This window comes from Methylibium sp. Root1272, from assembly GCF_001425905.1.
Lineage (GTDB): Bacteria > Pseudomonadota > Gammaproteobacteria > Burkholderiales > Burkholderiaceae_C > Methylibium.
The window spans coordinates 382,095-398,761 of record NZ_LMDY01000001.1 but is presented as its reverse complement, the minus strand read 5'-3'; the positions used below and the strand labels follow the sequence as shown (position 1 = coordinate 398,761).

At 69.8% G+C, this 16,667-nt stretch carries 19 protein-coding genes; 6 read left to right on the top strand and 13 right to left on the bottom strand.

The annotated features are described in order from the left end of the window. The first annotated feature begins 228 nt into the window (after positions 1 to 228). On the top strand, positions 229 to 567 hold the full coding sequence (locus ASC67_RS01860) for a CzcE family metal-binding protein (protein ID WP_056314593.1): 339 nt from the start codon (positions 229 to 231) through the stop codon (positions 565 to 567). Positions 568 to 624: 57 nt separating this feature from the next. Here the strand turns inward: ASC67_RS01860 and ASC67_RS01855 are convergent, their stop codons facing one another. The 12 genes from ASC67_RS01855 to ASC67_RS01800 form a co-directional block, all read right to left on the bottom strand. Next, on the bottom strand, positions 625 to 3,762 hold the full coding sequence (locus ASC67_RS01855; protein WP_056314592.1) for an efflux RND transporter permease subunit: 3,138 nt from the start codon (positions 3,760 to 3,762) through the stop codon (positions 625 to 627). Then, entirely contained in the window at positions 3,759 to 5,366 is a 1,608-nt protein-coding gene (locus ASC67_RS01850; protein ID WP_056314591.1) for an efflux RND transporter periplasmic adaptor subunit, read from the bottom strand. The genes ASC67_RS01855 and ASC67_RS01850 overlap by 4 nt, the downstream gene beginning before the upstream one ends. Continuing rightward, positions 5,363 to 6,676, bottom strand: coding sequence for a TolC family protein (locus tag ASC67_RS01845; protein WP_235566190.1), 1,314 nt, complete (start codon positions 6,674 to 6,676; stop codon positions 5,363 to 5,365). The genes ASC67_RS01850 and ASC67_RS01845 overlap by 4 nt, the downstream gene beginning before the upstream one ends. Positions 6,677 to 6,745: 69 nt before the next feature. After that, positions 6,746 to 7,159, bottom strand: coding sequence for a hypothetical protein (locus tag ASC67_RS01840; protein ID WP_056314590.1), 414 nt, complete (start codon positions 7,157 to 7,159; stop codon positions 6,746 to 6,748). 52 nt (positions 7,160 to 7,211) lie between these two features. Beyond that, a complete protein-coding gene (locus ASC67_RS01835) occupies positions 7,212 to 7,415 on the bottom strand; it encodes a hypothetical protein (protein WP_056314589.1) in 204 nt (67 codons plus the stop codon). A gap of 49 nt (positions 7,416 to 7,464) precedes the next feature. Continuing rightward, on the bottom strand, positions 7,465 to 7,818 hold the full coding sequence (locus ASC67_RS01830) for a copper-binding protein (RefSeq protein WP_056314588.1): 354 nt from the start codon (positions 7,816 to 7,818) through the stop codon (positions 7,465 to 7,467). 10 nt (positions 7,819 to 7,828) lie between these two features. Then, positions 7,829 to 8,296, bottom strand: a complete 468-nt coding sequence (locus ASC67_RS01825) for a DUF411 domain-containing protein (protein WP_056314587.1) — start codon at positions 8,294 to 8,296, stop codon at positions 7,829 to 7,831. Then, positions 8,293 to 8,784, bottom strand: coding sequence for a cupredoxin domain-containing protein (locus ASC67_RS01820; protein ID WP_056314586.1), 492 nt, complete (start codon positions 8,782 to 8,784; stop codon positions 8,293 to 8,295). The genes ASC67_RS01825 and ASC67_RS01820 overlap by 4 nt, the downstream gene beginning before the upstream one ends. A gap of 38 nt (positions 8,785 to 8,822) precedes the next feature. Then, positions 8,823 to 10,250, bottom strand: coding sequence for a multicopper oxidase family protein (locus ASC67_RS01815; RefSeq protein WP_056314585.1), 1,428 nt, complete (start codon positions 10,248 to 10,250; stop codon positions 8,823 to 8,825). 19 nt (positions 10,251 to 10,269) lie between these two features. Beyond that, on the bottom strand, positions 10,270 to 11,703 hold the full coding sequence (locus tag ASC67_RS01810; protein WP_056314584.1) for a TolC family protein: 1,434 nt from the start codon (positions 11,701 to 11,703) through the stop codon (positions 10,270 to 10,272). A 23-nt stretch (positions 11,704 to 11,726) separates the two neighbouring features. Then, positions 11,727 to 12,083 carry a hypothetical protein gene (locus ASC67_RS01805; RefSeq protein WP_200946765.1) on the bottom strand — a complete coding sequence of 119 codons (357 nt, stop codon included), beginning with the start codon at positions 12,081 to 12,083 and terminating at the stop codon, positions 11,727 to 11,729. Between the two features lie 105 nt (positions 12,084 to 12,188). After that, complete coding sequence (locus ASC67_RS01800; RefSeq protein ID WP_056314582.1) at positions 12,189 to 12,644, bottom strand: hypothetical protein; 456 nt, start codon at positions 12,642 to 12,644, stop codon at positions 12,189 to 12,191. Between the two features lie 228 nt (positions 12,645 to 12,872). On the opposite strand from ASC67_RS01800, the gene ASC67_RS01795 reads away from it, so the two are divergent. After that, positions 12,873 to 13,574: a heavy metal response regulator transcription factor gene (locus tag ASC67_RS01795; protein WP_056314581.1), complete on the top strand. Its 702-nt coding sequence runs from the start codon at positions 12,873 to 12,875 to the stop codon at positions 13,572 to 13,574. Continuing rightward, positions 13,571 to 14,923: a heavy metal sensor histidine kinase gene (locus tag ASC67_RS01790; RefSeq protein WP_056314580.1), complete on the top strand. Its 1,353-nt coding sequence runs from the start codon at positions 13,571 to 13,573 to the stop codon at positions 14,921 to 14,923. Before ASC67_RS01795 ends, ASC67_RS01790 begins: the two co-directional genes overlap by 4 nt. On the opposite strand, the gene cueR is transcribed toward ASC67_RS01790, so the two are convergent. Then, positions 14,920 to 15,366 (bottom strand): Cu(I)-responsive transcriptional regulator, encoded by a 447-nt coding sequence (gene cueR, locus ASC67_RS01785; protein ID WP_056314579.1) that lies wholly within the window; start codon positions 15,364 to 15,366, stop codon positions 14,920 to 14,922. The two genes, ASC67_RS01790 and cueR, sit on opposite strands and share 4 nt — an antisense overlap. A gap of 165 nt (positions 15,367 to 15,531) precedes the next feature. On the opposite strand from cueR, the gene ASC67_RS01780 reads away from it, so the two are divergent. The 3 genes from ASC67_RS01780 (at position 15,532) to ASC67_RS01770 (ending at position 16,576) form a co-directional block, all read left to right on the top strand. Beyond that, positions 15,532 to 15,807, top strand: a complete 276-nt coding sequence (locus ASC67_RS01780) for a heavy-metal-associated domain-containing protein (protein ID WP_082535766.1) — start codon at positions 15,532 to 15,534, stop codon at positions 15,805 to 15,807. A gap of 108 nt (positions 15,808 to 15,915) precedes the next feature. Next, the gene (locus ASC67_RS01775; RefSeq protein ID WP_056314578.1) at positions 15,916 to 16,314 is read left to right on the top strand and encodes a hypothetical protein; all 399 of its coding nucleotides are present in this window, start codon (positions 15,916 to 15,918) and stop codon (positions 16,312 to 16,314) included. 16 nt (positions 16,315 to 16,330) lie between these two features. Continuing rightward, a complete protein-coding gene (locus tag ASC67_RS01770) occupies positions 16,331 to 16,576 on the top strand; it encodes a DUF2933 domain-containing protein (protein WP_056314577.1) in 246 nt (81 codons plus the stop codon). The last annotated feature ends 91 nt before the right edge of the window (positions 16,577 to 16,667 follow it).

Genomic DNA, 16,667 nt, shown 5'->3' with positions numbered 1-16,667 from the left:
ATATGCCCGCCGCACGGTGGTCTTCGCCGCGCACTTCGACCATCGGCCATGCGACGTCCTGCTTCGACCCGGCACCACGCGCGCCCCTGCACGCCTTCATTGCAGTTTCGTCACGCCGCCGACCATCGATTGACCCAGGCCGCTTCCTAGAGTCGTTCTCATGACGCGCCCTTGCGTCATCGGCATCGCCCCCGCGTTGCCGGCCACCCGCAAGAACTGGAGGCCCCCATGAGAACGACATCGACCCTTCGTGCCACGCTGCTCGCCGCCCTCGCCGCGGCAGCCTTCTCGGCCTACGCCGACACCTTCAGGAACGGCGAATCCTTCTACGGCACGCCGACGGCCGCCACGGCCTACGCGCGCCAGGTCACCCTGGGTTCGCGGTCCACGCTGGACGTGGACTACGGCAGTGTCATCACCTTCACGAACGAAGGCCGCAGCTTCACCTGGCAGTTCAACGGCATGGACCACCGCCCGGTCGAAATCACCAAGATCGCCCCGGCGGGCTTTCCGACCAAGCCGCTGATCATCTACGTGGCGCCGAACCCGTGGAACCGCGGCGGCTGATCACGTTGGCCGGCGCGTGCTGCCCAGGGACAGCCGCGCCGGTCGCGCGCTGCGAAACTAGGACGACGCGCCCGAGCCGCGCCGACCGCGCAACAAGCGGTACACCGCCGGTACCACGAACATCGACAGCAGCGGCGCCGTCACCATGCCGCCGACCATCGGCGCGGCGATGCGCTGCATCACCTCGGAGCCGGTGCCGCCGCCGAACATGATCGGCAGCAGGCCGGCGATGATGACGGCCACCGTCATCGCCTTCGGCCGCACGCGCAGCACCGCGCCTTCGCGGATCGCGTCGAGCAGTGCGTCGTCGCTGCTTTGGCCACGCGCCAGCCGCGCTTCCCAGGCCTGCTTCAGGTAGAGCAGCATGATGACGCCGAACTCGGCCGCCACGCCGGCCAGCGCGATGAAGCCGATGGCACCGGCCACGCTCAGGTTGTAGCCCAGCCCATAGAGCAGCCAGAAGCCGCCGATCAGCGCGAAGGGCAGCGTCGCCAGGATCAGCAGCGCCTCGTCGAAGCGCCGGAAGGTCAGGTAGAGCAGGATGAAGATGATGCCGAGCGTGAAGGGCACCACCACCTTCAGCCTGGCCGTCGCGCGCTCCAGGAACTCGAACTGCCCCGACCACGAGACCGAGTAGCCCGGCGCGAGCTTCACCTGCTCGGCCACCGCCCGCTGCATGTCCTGGACCGCCGACTTCAGGTCGCGCCCGCGGATGTCGACATAGACGAAGCCGGCCAGGCGCGCGTTCTCGCTGCGCAGCATCGGCGGGCCGTCGGTGATGCGCAGTTCGGCCACGTCGGACAGCACGATGCGTGCACCACGCGGCGTGAGGACGGGCAGTTGGCGCAGCTTCTGCAGCGAGTCGCGGACCTCGCGCGGGTAGCGCACGTTGATCGGGAAGCGCTGCAGACCTTCCACCGTCTCGCCGACGTTGTCGCCACCGACCGCCGAGGCAATCACCGACTGCACGTCACTGATGTTCATGCCGTAGCGTGCCGCCGCGTCGCGGTTGATGTTCACGTCGACATAGCGTCCGCCGGTCAGCCGCTCGGCCAGCGCGCTGCTGACGCCGGGTATGCCCTTCACGGCCTTCTCGATCTCACCGGCGATGCGGTCGATCTCCGCCAGATCGGTGCCGGCCACCTTGATGCCGACCGGACTCTTGATGCCGGTGGCCAGCATGTCGATGCGGTTGCGGATCGGCGGCACCCAGATGTTCGACAGGCCGGGCACCTTGACGATGCGGTCCAGTTCCTCGACCAGCCTGTCGCTCGTCATCCCGTCGCGCCACTCGCTCTTGGGCTTGAACTGGATCGTGGTCTCGAACATCTCCAGCGGTGCCGGGTCGGTGGCCGTCTCGGCGCGGCCGGCCTTGCCATAGACCGACGCCACTTCCGGCAGGGTCTTGATCAGCCGGTCGGTCTGCTGCAGCAGCTCGGCCGCCTTGCCGGCCGACAGGCCGGGCAGCGCGGTCGGCATGTAGAGCAGGTCGCCCTCGTCGAGCGGCGGCATGAACTCGCCCCCGATCTTCAGGATCGGCCAAGCGGTGCTGGCGAGCAGCAGCAGCGCGACGGCGATCGTCGTCTTCGGCCAGGCCAGCACGCCGTCGAGCAGCGGGCGGTAGGCGGCGATCAGCGCGCGATTCAGCGGGTTGCGCCGCTCGTCGGGGATGCGGCCGCGGATCAACCAGCCCATCAGCACCGGCACCAGCGTCACCGCCAGCCCCGCCGAGGCCGCCATCGCGTAGGTCTTGGTGTAGGCCAGCGGCGAGAAGAGGCGCCCCTCCTGCGCCTCCAGCGTGAACACCGGGACGAAGCTCAGCGTGATGATCAGCAGCGAGAAGAACAGCGCCGGGCCGACCTCGACCGCGGCGTCGCCGACCACGCGCCACTGCGCCTCGCCTTGCAGGTCTTCGCCCGGATGCTCGTGTCGCCAGGCCTCGATGTGCTTGTGCGCGTTCTCGATCATCACCACCGCCGCGTCGACCATTGCGCCGATCGCAATCGCAATGCCGCCCAGCGACATCACGTTGGCGTTGACCCCCTGGTAGTGCATGACGATGAAGCTCGCCAGGATGCCGAGCGGCAGCGTGACGATAGCCACGAAGGCCGAGCGCAGGTGGAACAGGAACACCACGCACACCAATGCGACGACGATGAACTCCTCGATCAGCTTGTGGCTCAGGTTCTCGACGGCCCGTTCGATAAGGCTGGAGCGGTCGTAGGTGGGCACGATCTCGACGCCCTTCGGCAGGCCGGCCTGCAGCGAGGCGATCTTGGCCTTGACGGCGGCAATCGTCTCCAGCGCGTTCTTGCCCGAGCGCATCACGATCACGCCGCCGGTGGCTTCGCCCTCGCCGTCGAGCTCGCCGATGCCGCGCCGCATCTCGGGCCCGACCTGGATGCGCGCCACGTCGCCCAGGCGCACGCTGACGCCGGCGTCGGTGGCATTCAGCGGGATCCGGCGGAAGTCGTCCAGCGTCGCCAGCAGGCCCGAGGCGCGCACCACGTACTCGGCCTCGCCCAGCTCCAGCACCGAGCCGCCGGCCTCCTGGTTGGCCTTGCGGATCGCGTCGATGACCGCGCCGTGCGGGATGTTGTAGGCCGCCAGTTTGTCGGGGTCGAGCAGCACTTGGTACTGGCGCACCATGCCGCCGACCGAAGCGACCTCTGCGACGTTCGGCACCGTCTTCAGCTCGTACTTGAGGAACCAGTCCTGCAGCGCGCGCAGCTGTCCAGCGTCCATGCTGCCGCTGCGGTCGACCAGCGCGTACTGGTAGATCCAGCCCACCCCTGTCGCATCCGGTCCGAGCGCCGGCTTGGCCGCGGCGGGCAGGCGCGACTGCACCTGGTTCAGGTACTCCAGCACCCGCGAGCGCGCCCAGTAGGGGTCGGTGCCGTCCTCGAACAGCACGTAGACGAAGCTGTCGCCGAAGAAGGAGTAGCCGCGCACGACCTTGGCCCCCGGAACCGACAGCATGGTCGTCGTCAGCGGGTAGGTGACCTGGTTCTCGACGATGCGTGGCGCCTGGCCCGGGTAGGTGGTGCGGATGATGACCTGCACGTCCGACAGGTCGGGCAACGCGTCGAGCGGCGCGCGCTGCACGGCCCACAGCCCCCAGGCGGTGACGAGCAGCGTCGCCAGCAGCACCAGGAAGCGGTTGACGAGCGACCAGCGGATCAGCGCGGTGATCATCGCGAGGCTCCTGCGGCTGCCGGCACCGCTGGCGGCAGCAGCGTGAGCCGCGTCACCGTCGGCCCGTCATCGGGGTGCATGTAGAACTCGAAGTCGACCCGGTCGCCGGCCTCCAGGCCGCGCGGTCGCTGATTCGGCGGCGGCAGCCTGAACTCCATCGTCATCGCGTCCCACTGGAGGCTCGGCACCGGCCCGTGGCTGAGCGTCACGGTGTCGCGGCCCAGGGCCTCGATCAGCGCCTCGCCGCGGTGGCGCTCGGCCTTGTCGGCGGCGCTCGGGGCCGGGTCCTGGTTCAGCCGCGCTTCCACGCCTTTCAGGCTCGCCTCGGAGTCGATCAGGAACTGCGACGAGACGACGACGCGCTGCCCGGCCTTCAAGCCGCGCTTGATCTCGGTCCGGCCGCCGGTCTCCAGGCCGGTCTCCACATCGACCGGCGCGAAGCGCCCCCCGTCCTCGGCCACCATCACCACCGCGCGCCGGCCGGTCTGGATCACGGCTTCGGTCGGCACCAGCAGCGCCTTCTCGGCGCGCGTGTCCATGAACTGCATCGTGACGAACAGTCCCGGCACCAGCCGGCCTTCGGGGTTGGCGAACTGCACCCTCGCCTTCAGCGTGCGCGTGGCCGGGCTCACCTCGGGCAGCAGCGCCTGCACGCTGCCGCGGAACACCGAGCCCGGGACGCCGGGGCTGCGCGCCTCGACCTGGCTGCCGGGGCGCACCAGCGCGGCCTGGCTTTCGGGCAGCTCGGCCAGCGCCCAGACACTGGCCAGGCCGTTGATGCGCGCGAGCATCATCCCGGCGCTCACCGTCATGCCCTCGCGGGCCACGAGTTCGGCCACCACGCCGCTCGACGGCGCGACGAGCGTGACGCGCGGTTGCACCGCGCCGGCCGCTTCGACGCGCGCGACCTGGGCCTCGCTCATGCCGGCCAGCAGCAGGCGCTGGCGCGCCGCGGCCGCGAGGGCCGCGTCGCCCGGCGCGATGCGGCGCACGGCGAGGTATTCCTCCTGGGCCGCCACCCAGTCGGGCACGTAGAGCTCGGCGAAGGGCTGGCCGGCGCGGACGCGGTCGAGCGTCGCCCGCACATGCAGCTTCTCGAGGTAGCCCGTGGCTCGCGCCTGCACCACCGACTGGTCGCGCTCGTTCCAGGCGATGCTGCCGACCGCGCTGACCATCGCTTGCAGCGCGCCCTCTTCGACTACCGCGGTGCGCACGCCGAGGTTCTGCTGGATGCGCGGGCTCACCGTCACCGTGCCCTGGTCATCGCCGCCGGCGCCGCCGTAGACCGGCACCAGCATCATGTCCATGAAGGGCGACTTGGCCGGCGCATCGAAGCGCTTACCGGGCACCATCGGGTCGTGGTAGTAGAGGATGGGCTTGCCGGTGGCCGGGTCGACCTCGCCGGCCTTCAGACCCTGCTCGATGTGGCGCCGTGTCGCGGCCTCGCCAGCGGCGACGCTGCTGGTCGGGTCTTCCACGGGTGTCGTCGCCACGGAGGCGGCTGGACCGGACTCGGCCCTGCCCTGCATCATGCCGAACTGGTGGAGTGCGTAGCCGCCGGCGCCCAGCACGGCCGTAGCGATCAGGACATTGCGCAGCATCATGGCGTGCTCCTCGGAAGGGCCTGGCCGTCGGGCTGCGGCATCAGGAAGTTCAGTTGAGCCCAGAGGCGAGCGATGTCGGCCTCGATGGACAGGCGGTCCAGATGGACCTGCAGCGCGTTGCGGCGCGCTTCGAACACGGCGGCGAGCGTGCCGCTGCCGGCTGCATAGGCGCTCAGCGCCGCAGCGGCTCGCTGCTCGGCCAGCGGCAGCAGGGCTTCGTCGTGGCGGCGCAAGCGGCGCTCGTGGCTGCGCCAGGCCCGCTGCCCGGACTGGAGATCGGCCTGGACGGCGCGCTCGGCATCCTCGCGCCGGGCCTGCGCCTCGTCGATCCGCGCGAGCGTCGCGGCGTGCTCGCGATCCTGGCGCCTCGCACGGTCCCACTGCAGCGGCACCGACAGATTGATCGAGACCATGTTCGAGTAGGCCGTGCCGCGCTGGCTGTACATCAGCTCCACGCTCCAGTCGGCCTGCCGCTCGGCGTCGGCCACCTGCGCATCGGCCACCGCAGCGGCTTCCTGCTCGCGGCGGGCCGCGATGTCGGGCAGTGCGTCGAGCGCGACGGCCCCATCCACCGCCAGCCACGCGGGGAGCACAAAAGCCGGTCGCGAGCCCAACGGCTCATTGGCCGCGTCGCCGACGTAGCGCGCCAGCCGCGCGGTCGCAACCTCGATGTCGCGCTCGGCCTCGTCGAGCCGGTCGCGCAGTCCCTCGACCTCGCTGCGCGCGGCGTACACGTCGGCCTGGCTGCCCCGGCCACTGCGGTACACCGCTTCAGCCGCCTGCACCTGCTGGCCGGCCTGCGCGATCTGCCCGAACAACTGCTCGCGCACCGACTCGGCGAAGGAGCGGTCCAGCCAGGCCAGCGCCGCGTCGCGCTGCACCGCGGCCACCGCCTGCCGGCGCTCGGCCTCGGCCAGCGCCACGTCGCGCTCGGCCCGCGCGCCGCGTGCTGCACGCTTGTCGGCGCGGGTGAACTCCTGCATCAGTCCGACCGAGCGCATCGTCATGAAGTCGCGCGTGACGCTGAACCGGTCCGGGCCGTCGATCGGCAGGTTGTTCAGACCGAGCTTGAGGACCGGATCGGGGCGCTGTCCGGCCGCCACGGTCCGCTCCCGCGCGGCACGGACCTGGGCGGTCATCGCATCGACCTGACGGGCATGGCGGGTGGCGATGCCCACGGCGGCATCGAGGGGCAGCGCGGGAGGCGTGGCGGCGAGCGCCTGGGCGAGCGGCCACTGAAACAGCAGCGGCAGCAGCAGCGCACGGCAGACCGCGAGGCGTGCGGCCGCGACCGGCAAACGAGGATTCATGGTCACTCCTGAAGATCGGACGAGGTCGGTGCGGGCATCGCCCGCACCTCAGGCCGGAACTTCAGGAGATCAAATGCGCCAGCAGCAGTGGACGACGCGGTGGTCGTCTGGCGGCGCGCGATCGAGGCAGCGCTCCTGCGCCGACCAGCGACCCTCGGCGTCCGCTTTCGCAAGCGGCACCGACACGATGAAGTAGCCCGCCATCGCTGCGGCGGGCACATGGGTGAACTGCGCCGGATCGGCGGGCGGCTGCGCGGTGTCCGCCTGGCAGTGCTCGTGGCACAGGCCCGGCTGCGCGTCGTCGACCGGCTGTGCGCCCGCCATCATCTCCGCACAGGGCATGCCGGCCATGGATTGCGGGCTCCCGCCCCCGGCCTGACCCTGCGCCGGGCAGGCGTAGGCCGCCGTCGCGAGCTGCGCGAACAGCAGCACCGCCATCATGGCGCCGACGACCCAGCGCCGAAGCGTGCGGTTCAAACCCATGGCGAAAGCTTAGCCCACATCGGACCCACCGGCACCGCGCGCCGCACCGGCCTCACGGCGCCCGCCCGGCGCGCGGTATGCGCAGCCGGTTCTTGCCGCCCGGCTTCGGGCTGCCGCGCCGCGGACGACGGCGATCGCGCCACACGAGGTAGGCCACGAAGCCGATCAGCAGTGCCGCACCTGCGCCACCGCCGACCAGCAGCGTCGTCAGCGTCTCGTGCGACTGCCCGGCGACGGCATGGAGTTCGTGGGCCACGACGCCTCCGCTCAGCCGCGCCCGAGGCTGGCGTGGATGTGACGACCGATCACTTCACCGCCTCGAGCTCGGTGACGGTGAACTTGCCCGACTCGTTGGCCGCCTTGAACTTCACCTTGTCGCCGGCCTGAACCTTGTCGAGCATCGCCTTGTCCTTGACCTGGAAGACCATGGTCATGCCGGGCATGTCCAGGCTCTTGATCTCGGCATGCTTGATCGTCAGCTTGCCGTTCTCCTTGTCGACCTTGCGGATCTCGCCGTCGGTCATCTCGGTGGCGGCATCGGCGGCCTTGGCACCATGCGAGCCATGCGAGCCGTGGTCGTTCGCGGCCAGTGCCGGCAGCGAAGCCGCCGATGCGGCGAAGGCGATGGCGGCGATCAGGGTGTGCAGTTGGGTCTTCATGAAAACTCCTTCATCGATAGGATTGGTAAGGGGTGACGCGGCCGTCCTTGCGGACGAGCAGCACGTCGTAGGGGTCCTGGTGACCGCCGTACTCGGGGCCGTCCATGCCCGGCGAGCCGCGCGGCATCGCCGGCACCGCCAGCCCGACGGCGTCGGGGCGTTCCTTCAGCAGCCGCTTGATCTCGCGGGCTGGCACATGGCCTTCGATCGCGTAGCCGCCCACCTGGGCGGTGTGGCAGGACCCGTAGGCCACCGGCATGCCCAGGCGCGCCCGCGCATCGGTGTTGCCGGTGTCGTGCGTGCGGACCTCGAAGCCATCGGCCTCGAGATGCCGCATCCAGTCCTTGCAGCAGCCGCAGGTCGGACTCTTCCACACCATCACCAGCGGCCCGCGGCCCTGCGCCGCGACCACCGGCGACAGCAGCTGCAGGACGGCCACCGAGGCGGCTGCGAGCATCAGACGGCGCCGCCGCTTCATCGCGCCGCCACCACGATCTTGCCCACCATGCCGGCCTGGTAGTGGCCGGCGATCAGGCAGGCGAAGTCGAACTCGCCCGCGCGGTTGAAGGTCCAGACGATCTCGCCGGTCTTGCCCGGGGCAACGTGCGCCATGTAGGGCGCGTCGTGCTCCATGTTCGGGAACTTGATCATCAGCGCGGCATGCTCGTCGTTCTCGGCCTTGGTGCCGATCACGAACTCATGCATCACCTTGCCGTCGTTGCGGACGACGAAGCGGACCGTCTCGCCCTGCTTGACCTCGAGCCGATCGGGGCTGAAGCGCATGCTGTCCAGCATCTTCACCTCGACCGTCCGCTTGGCGGCCTTGGCATCGCCGGCGATGCCCCAGTCCTTCTGTTCCTTGATGACGGCCGCGGGCTTCTTGGCGTGGTCCGCCTCGCCATGGGCCTGGGCGACGCCGGAGGCAGCGAGCAGCGCCGCCAGCAGCAGGGTCTTGATGTTCGGCATGGATGTCCTCTTGGGGTGGGTGGTTCGTGATGGCAAGCTCAGTGGCCGGCGTGTCCGCCGCCGCCGCCACGTACCGGCTTGCGGACCTGGACTTCGATGTCGGTCGCCGGCATGTTCTTCGCGGGCATCGCACCGGCGCTCTCGGCCTTGAAGCGCGCCGGCTCGGCCAGCGCGCCGGTCCACTCGTAGGCAACCGTGCCGGCCGGGTGCTTGAACCAGCCCGGGTCCTTGTAGTCGCCCGGCTTCTGGTCCTTGCGCACCTTGACCATCGTGAACATGCCGCCCATCTCGACCGAGCCGAACGGCCCGTCGCCGGTCATCATCGGCGCGGTGTTGTCGGGCAGCGGCATCGTCATCTCGGCCATGTCGGCCATGCCGCGCTCGGCCATCACCATGTAGTCGGGCACCAGCTTGGTGATCTGCTTGACGACCTGGCGATGGTCGACGCCGATCATCGTCGGCACGTCGTGGCCCATCGCATTCATCGTGTGGTGGCTCTTATGGCAGTGGAAGGCCCAGTCGCCTTCCTCGTCGGCCAGGAACTCGATCTGGCGCATCTGGCCCACCGCCACGTCGGTCGTCACCTCGTACCAGCGCGTGCTCTTGGGCGTCGGGCCGCCATCCGTCCCCGTCACGAGGAACTCGTGGCCGTGCAGGTGGATCGGATGATTGGTCATCGTCAGGTTGCCGATGCGGATGCGTACCTTGTCGTTCTTGCGGACGTTCAAGGTATCGATCCCCGGGAACACGCGGCTGTTCCAACTCCACAGATTGAAGTCCAGCATCGTCATGATCTTCGGCGTGTAGGCGCCAGGATCGATGTCGTAGGCATTGAGCAGGAACACGAAGTCGCGGTCGACCTCGTCGATCAGCGGGTGCTTCTGCTTGGGATGCGTGATCCAGAAGCCCATCATCCCCATCGCCATCTGCGTCATCTCATCGGCATGCGGGTGGTACATGAAGGTGCCGGGGCGGCGCGCGACGAACTCGTAGACGAAGGTCTTGCCCGAGGGAATGGCCGGCTGATTCAGCCCGGCCACGCCGTCCATGCCGTTGGGCAGGCGCTGGCCGTGCCAGTGGATGCTGGTGTGCTCGGGCAGCTTGTTGGTGACGAAGATGCGCACGCGGTCGCCCTCGACCACTTCGATCGTCGGCCCCGGGCTCTGGCCGTTGTAGCCCCACAGGTGGGCCTTGAAGCCGGGTGACATCTCGCGCACCACCGGCTCGGCGACCAGGTGGAACTCCTTGACGCCGTTGTTCATGCGCCAGGGCAGCGTCCAGCCGTTGAGCGTGACGACCGGGTTGTAGGGCCGGCCTGTGGCGGGCAGCAGCGGCGGCATCGTGTCGGGTGAGGTCTGCAGCACCGGCTCGGGCAGCGCGGCCATCGCGACTTTGCTGACGGCGGCGGCGCTGACGGCCGCGGTGACCGCGCCGGCACCGCCGAGGAAATTGCGTCGGGAAACCATGGGATGTCCTTCTTGATGTTCAGTGGCCGCCGCCGGCATCGCCGGCTGACGCGCCCGCGCCGACTGCCATGGCCGCGCCCGACAGCTCGGGCTTGCCGATCAGCGCCATCTCGAGGTCGGCCTGCGCCAGCCAGAAGTCGCGCAGCGATTCGATGTAGGCGTTGACGCTGGCGATCTGCGAGCGGGTGTCGGCGAGCAGCTCGAACACGCCGATCAGCATGCCGTTGTAGCGGAGCACGTTCTCCTCGGCGATGCGCTGGCGCAGGGGGACGATCTCGTCGCGGTTGTGGCGCGCGATGTCCCAGCTGCTGCGGTAGGCGCCGTAGGCCTCGCGCACTTCCGAGCGGGCATTGACCGCGGTCTCCGCGGCGCGGGCGAGCGCCTGCATGTAGACCGCCTCGGCCCGCGCGACGCGCGCGCCGCCCCAGTCGAACAGCGGCAGCTCCAGCCCGACCTCCCAACCCGTCTGCGTCGGCTCCTCGTTGGAACTGTTGTGGACCCAGCCCAGCTCCAGCACGTTGACGAAGCGCGTCGTCTTGGTGAGCCCCAGGTTCTTCGCGGTCTGCTCGGCTGCGAGCTTGGCGCCCTGCACGTCCAGCCGCTGGGCGAGCGCGACGCGCTCGATGTCGGGCTGGTCCTTCGGCGCCTCGGGCAGGTCGGGCAGGCGCTCGGGCAGCTGAAAGCGCGTCTGCGCGCCCCACAGGCCCATCAGCCGCGTGAGCTTCTCGCGCGAGGCCAGCGCTGCGCGTTCAGCCCGCGCCAGGTTCTGCGTCGCGTCAGCGTAGAAGCCCTGCTCGCGCATGCGCTGCAGCTTGTTGAAGTTGCCGACCTCGGCCATGCGGCGCGCCAGCTCGGCGCTGGCCTCGGCGGCCTGCTGCACTTGGCGCATATAGCGCACCGTCTCCTCGGCCGCGACCGCGGTGAAGTAGGACTTGCGGGCTTCGGAGGCGAGTGACAGCAGCTGCACCGAGACCGCGCCGCGGGTCAGCGCATAGCGCCGCTCCTCGACCTGGCGAACGAGCGGCATCGCCAGCAGCCGCGCCAGGTTGAGGTGGTAGCCACGCTCCAGCTCGACCTCGTCGCCGCGCTTGATCCGGCCGAAGCTGAAGCCCGGGTTCGGCAGTCGACTGGCCTGCACCAGCTCGGCCTCACCGATGCCCAGCTCGAAGAACCGGGCCTGCAACCCCTTGTTATTGAGCAGCGCGACCTGCACCGCATCGTCGACCGTCAGCGGCTTGGCCAGCAGCTCGGTCACGCGGGCGTCGATGCGGTCCTGGTCTCCTGCCGTCCGGGCCCAGCGGACTTCCTTGCCGAGCCGCTCGCTAGCGGTCTGCTGCACCGGGCCGAAGCCGCCGTCCGGGCTGATGCTGGCGCAGCCGGCCAGCAGCAGCACGGAAATCACCGCCCCGGGTAGTCTCAGACGACCGAGACCCGCGCGCCGGGTGTCTGCCATGGAATCTGTGCGCATGATCGTCCTCAGTGCTTGTGGTGGCCATCAGCGGCCTTAGGCGCCGGCACTGCGCGGCCCTCGCCCCCCGCAGCCTTGGGACCGGGCGCGGCTGCAGGCTCCTCCTGGGCGGCCTCGCGCGCATACGAGCGCCAGCCGCCGATGCGGCCGACGTTGTCGTTGGAGTCCTTCCATGGACGCAGCTTCTGGTCGGCGTGCGGGCGGTAGCGCGTGAAGGCCGAGTCGTAGGTGACGGCGGGCACGTCGGCCGTCGCGTCGAGCGGGCTGGCGCGGCCCGGCGCGTGAGCCTCGTGACCGGCTTGCGCTGCCGCCGCGACGGTCAGCGCCAGCGCCGGCAGCATCCGGCGGATGGGAACAGGGAGCATGGTGTCCTCGCAGGAACTCGTGATCGGTCCGGCTGCCAGGGCAGCCGGGAACGGTTCATCGCGACGGGAACGGGGCGCGCACGGGTGCGCGCGCAGGGCGCGTCGCTAGGCGAGGAAGGGTCGGGGTGGCCGCTCGGGGCCGGTCTGGGCGACCTGGGGGTAGTCGTCTGCCGCTATCACCGGGGCGATCGACACCGGCTCGAGCCGGATCGGATCGGACACCCGGTCGAGCAATGCGACCGAGGCGCAGCACTGGGCACAGGCGCTGCACTTGAACTTGCCGAGCTGGGCCTGGTCGGCCTGCGCCGACAGCTGGCCGTGATCCGTCGATGCAGCCTCTGCCGCCGCGGTGTCAACGTGCGCAGCCTGGTGATCTGCAGCCGGATGATGGTGCACCGAGCCAAGCCCGCGACGGTCGCCGTGATGGTCGGCCGCGCTCACCTGCACCATCTGGCGCTCATGCCCGGGGCCGCAATGCAGCATGAAGGACGCTGCGATCCCCTGGAGGGGGATCGCCAGCATCACCAGCCAGATGAACGCGGCACGGACGGCAACCCACATGACTCTGAGCTTATCGCAAGACGAATGGACGGGTCGATGCGGGGGGTGACCCGGCCTGCCTCGGACACCCGACGTCGTGCCGGAGTTCCGGGATCGCGGCGATGATCGGCCGCAGCTTCGGTCAGGAACTGGTCCGAATCATTACAGCTTCGTCATCAAGGCCTGCCGCTGGCCCGGCCGGCGCGTTCGCTGGCGGACACTTCAGCGATCGACGACTCCTGCCCCGCCATGCGACTGCTGATCATCGAGGACGAGCCGCGGCTAGCCGCTTACCTGCACAAGGGTCTGAGAGAGCACGGCCATGTCGTCGACGTCGCCCGCGACGGCATCGACGGACGCCACCTCGCCCTGGAGGGCGACTACGACCTGGTGCTGCTCGACGTGATGCTGCCCGGTGTCGACGGTTTCGCCGTCCTCAAGGACCTGCGGGCCCGCAAGAACACGCCGGTGCTGATGCTGACCGCCCGCGACCAGGTCGAGGACCGCGTCCGTGGGCTGCGCGCCGGCGCCGACGACTACCTGGCCAAGCCCTTTGCCTTCTCCGAGCTGCTGGCGCGTATCGACGCCGTGATGCGGCGCGGCACGCCCCAGCCGATCGAGGACCAGCTGCTGCTGCGCCTGGCCGACCTGGAGGTCGATCTGTCGGCCCGCCGCGTCCACCGCGCCGGCGAACGCATCGAGCTGACGGCGCAGGAGTTCACGCTGCTGACGCTGCTGATGCGGCGGCGCGGCGAAGCGATGTCGCGCACGACGCTGGCCGAGCAGGTCTGGGACATGAACTTCGACAGCAACACCAACGTCGTCGACGTCGCGATCCGGCGCCTGCGGGCGAAGGTCGACGAACCCTATGGCACCAAGCTGATCCACACCGTGCGCGGCATGGGCTACGTGATGGAATGGCGCGGTCCCGGCGAGGCTCCGACGCCATGACGGTCCTGTCGATCCGCCAGCGGCTCGTGCTGACGCTCGGGCTGAGCGCCGTGGCGGTGTTCGCCGTGGTCGGCGGAATCCTCTACTGGGCCCTGGCCCACCAGCTCGAACAGGCCGACCGCGACGGCCTGGCCGGCAAGGTCCGGATCGTCCGCCACTTCATCGATGAAACGCGGGGTGGCAGCGTGGACGACCTGCGCCACCACATCGACGACGTGCTGATCGGCCACGGCGAGCTGCGCGTCTGGCTGCTGGACGCGCAGCGCCGCGTCACCGTCGGCGACCCGGCGCTGCCGACGGTCGCCCAGCGCATGGAAGGCGTGCTGCGCCTCGCGCATACGGACGGCACGCCGATGGAGGGCCTGGAGGTTGCCGTCGACAACGCCGGGGCCCTGCCCGTCGCGACGATGCTCGTCGCCATCGACATCCGTCCGCGCCTGCGTCTGCTGGCCGCTTACCTCGTCGTGCTGGTGGCCGCCTGCACCATCGGCGTGCTGGCGAGCATCGGTCTCGCGGCCTGGACGACCCGGCGCGGCCTGCAGCCGCTGGTCCGGCTCTCCGCGGAAGCCACCGCCATCGCCCCGGCGTCCCTCTCGGTGCGGCTGCGCGACGACGCCGTCGATCCGGAAGTGCATGGGTTGGTGCGGGCGTTCAACGCGGCGCTGGACCGCGTCGAGCAGGCCTACCGCCGCATGGAGGCCTTCAACGCCGACGTGGCCCACGAACTGCGCACGCCGCTCGCCAGCCTGATCAATGCCGCCCAGGTCACGCTGTCCAGTGCCCGCCCCCCCGAAGAGCTCGAACAGACGCTGGCCCAGCAGCTCGACCAGCTCGAAGAGATGAAGGGCATGGTCAACGACATGCTGTTCCTGGCCCGCGCCGACCGCGGTGAATCCGCGGCCGTGTGGCTCGACCTCGACCTGCGCACCGAGGCCCGCAAGGCCTTGGACTATTTCGAGGCGGCCCTCGCCGACGCGTCGATCACCGCCGAGCTGGTCGGCGACGCGCGCTCGCGCGGAGACGCCGGCCTGGTGCGGCGCGCACTGTCGAACCTGCTGTCCAACGCCATCAAGCACACGCCCCGCGGCGGTACGATCGAGTTGCGCCTGGGTCAGGAGGACGGTCAGGCCATCGTTGAGGTCTACAACCCCGGCGTGCCCATCCCCGAGGCCGTCAGGACACGCATGTTCGACCGCTTCTTCCGCGCCGACGGATCGCGCCAGCACAGCGGCGAGAGCGTCGGGCTCGGCCTGGCCATCGTCCGGGCCATCGCCGTCATGCACCGGGGCAGCGTCTTCGTACGGTCCGAGGCCAACGGCAACGCCGTCGGCCTTCGGCTGCCGGTCTAGCCCCGCCGTACCGCGGGCCGCGGCGCGGCACGACCCGCCACAGGCCGCGCGACACCGGGGTCGGCCAGGCCCACGAGGATAGGGCAGTCCGGACGGTCGTCGCCGTGGCAGTCATGAACCAGGTGTTCGAGGGCGGCCTTCATCGCCAGCAACTCCGAGGCCTTCTGCTCCAGTTGACGGACATGCGCCTCGGCCAGGGCCTTGACCTGCCGGCTCGGCCGCCGACGGTCCTGCCACAGGCCGACCAGTTCGGCGATCTCGGTCAGCGAAAAACCCAGGTCGCGCGCGTGCCGGATGAAGCGAAGCGTGTGCACCTCGCCGGGCTCGTACTGGCGGTAGCCCGACTCGGTGCGCCGCGCGGCCGGCAGAAGGCCACGACCTTCGTAGTGCCGGATCATCTTTGCGGAGACCCCGGAGGCCTCCGCCGCCTCGCCGATGTTCATCACGACACGCTCCTCGAACTCTCGAATGAGCACCCAGTCTAGACCTTCCCATCATGGCAAGGTCAAGCACCGTGCAGCGAATTGGACGAAGCCCTCGAAGCGGCTTGACCCTCCCACGATGGCAAGGACGAAAGTAACCGGGTCATCAACGTGCAGGAGAGCACCATGAGCAACACGATCCGGTTCCGAGTCGACGACATGACCTGCGGCCACTGCGTCCGCACCATCACCGCGGCGATCCAGGCGACCGACCCGCAAGCCGAGGTCGAGATCGATCTAGCGACTCGCCTGGTGCAGGTGGACTCAGCCACCGTCGACGCCAGCCGGCTGAGGCGGTCCATCGCCACGGCCGGCTACACGCCGGTGGCGGTATCCGACGCACCGACGCCGCAAGCGCCCAACGTCAAGGCCGCACGGCGCGGCGCCTGCGGCTGCTGCTGACGCACCACGGCACGCCGGGATTGACCTCCGTCAAGCCCGGCGCCGCCGAACGGGCGCAAGCTGGCCGCATGGACGCCACGACGGCGCCGTCACCTTGCGGAGAACACCATGAAGCTCATCATCGGATCGATCGCGCTGGCGACACTGACGGGTTGCGCGACGGCCGTCGGCAGCGACGCGAAGGACGAGCACAAGGGCCACCATCCGACGGCGTCGCCGGCGGCGGCGGCACCCGTCGCCTACGAGCAGCAGATGGCCGCGATGCACGAGATGCACCGGAAGATGGCCGCCGCGAAGACGCCGGAGGAGCGCGCGGCGCTGATGAAGGATCACAGGCAGTCGATGCAGGACGGCATGGCGATGATGGGCCGGATGCGCGAGGGCATGGGCGCCAAGGGGTCGATGGCGATGGACCCCGAGACCATGAAGCGCCGCATGGACATGATGGAAATGATGATGCAATTGATGATGGACCGGGAGGCCACGAAGCCGCCCGCCGAGCGCTAGGCCGGGATCTCTCGCCATGGACCATCCCGCACCACGCCGGCCGCCGATCTGGCGCAGCCCCCTCGGCCTCGTTCTGCTGGCGGCCGCAGCGTTCGGCGCCTATGTTCTGCTGACCCGGCACTTCGATCACCTGCTCCAGGCCGTGCCCTTCCTGATCCTGCTGGCCTGTCCCTTGATGCACCTGTTCCACCGCGGCCATCATGGCCGCCACGGCGGCGGCGAACCCGGCGGCGCACCGAACGAGGAACGACCACCCCGCTGACCTCGCAGTGCCCCGGCCTGGCGCTGCGTCAACGTACCGCTTGACTCTCCAACGGTGGGAAGGTCGAGACTGCCTTCCATCACAAGGAGCA

Excerpts from the sequence above, each read along its gene's own strand:
- ASC67_RS01830 (WP_056314588.1), bottom strand. The coding sequence starts at position 7,818 with ATGAAGACCCAACTGCACACCCTGATCGCCGCCATCGCCTTCGCCGCA.
- ASC67_RS01800 (WP_056314582.1), bottom strand. The coding sequence starts at position 12,644 with ATGTGGGTTGCCGTCCGTGCCGCGTTCATCTGGCTGGTGATGCTGGCG.
- ASC67_RS01840 (WP_056314590.1), bottom strand. The coding sequence starts at position 7,159 with ATGGGTTTGAACCGCACGCTTCGGCGCTGGGTCGTCGGCGCCATGATG.
- ASC67_RS01815 (WP_056314585.1), bottom strand. The coding sequence starts at position 10,250 with ATGGTTTCCCGACGCAATTTCCTCGGCGGTGCCGGCGCGGTCACCGCG.
- ASC67_RS01855 (WP_056314592.1), bottom strand. The coding sequence starts at position 3,762 with ATGATCACCGCGCTGATCCGCTGGTCGCTCGTCAACCGCTTCCTGGTG.
- ASC67_RS01775 (WP_056314578.1), top strand. The coding sequence starts at position 15,916 with ATGAAGCTCATCATCGGATCGATCGCGCTGGCGACACTGACGGGTTGC.
- ASC67_RS01810 (WP_056314584.1), bottom strand. The coding sequence starts at position 11,703 with ATGGCAGACACCCGGCGCGCGGGTCTCGGTCGTCTGAGACTACCCGGG.
- cueR (WP_056314579.1), bottom strand. The coding sequence starts at position 15,366 with ATGAACATCGGCGAGGCGGCGGAGGCCTCCGGGGTCTCCGCAAAGATG.
- ASC67_RS01805 (WP_200946765.1), bottom strand. The coding sequence starts at position 12,083 with ATGCTCCCTGTTCCCATCCGCCGGATGCTGCCGGCGCTGGCGCTGACC.
- ASC67_RS01795 (WP_056314581.1), top strand. The coding sequence starts at position 12,873 with ATGCGACTGCTGATCATCGAGGACGAGCCGCGGCTAGCCGCTTACCTG.
- ASC67_RS01860 (WP_056314593.1), top strand. The coding sequence starts at position 229 with ATGAGAACGACATCGACCCTTCGTGCCACGCTGCTCGCCGCCCTCGCC.
- ASC67_RS01850 (WP_056314591.1), bottom strand. The coding sequence starts at position 5,366 with ATGATGCTGCGCAATGTCCTGATCGCTACGGCCGTGCTGGGCGCCGGC.
- ASC67_RS01825 (WP_056314587.1), bottom strand. The coding sequence starts at position 8,296 with ATGAAGCGGCGGCGCCGTCTGATGCTCGCAGCCGCCTCGGTGGCCGTC.
- ASC67_RS01845 (WP_235566190.1), bottom strand. The coding sequence starts at position 6,676 with ATGAATCCTCGTTTGCCGGTCGCGGCCGCACGCCTCGCGGTCTGCCGT.
- ASC67_RS01780 (WP_082535766.1), top strand. The coding sequence starts at position 15,532 with ATGAGCAACACGATCCGGTTCCGAGTCGACGACATGACCTGCGGCCAC.
- ASC67_RS01770 (WP_056314577.1), top strand. The coding sequence starts at position 16,331 with ATGGACCATCCCGCACCACGCCGGCCGCCGATCTGGCGCAGCCCCCTC.
- ASC67_RS01820 (WP_056314586.1), bottom strand. The coding sequence starts at position 8,784 with ATGCCGAACATCAAGACCCTGCTGCTGGCGGCGCTGCTCGCTGCCTCC.
- ASC67_RS01790 (WP_056314580.1), top strand. The coding sequence starts at position 13,571 with ATGACGGTCCTGTCGATCCGCCAGCGGCTCGTGCTGACGCTCGGGCTG.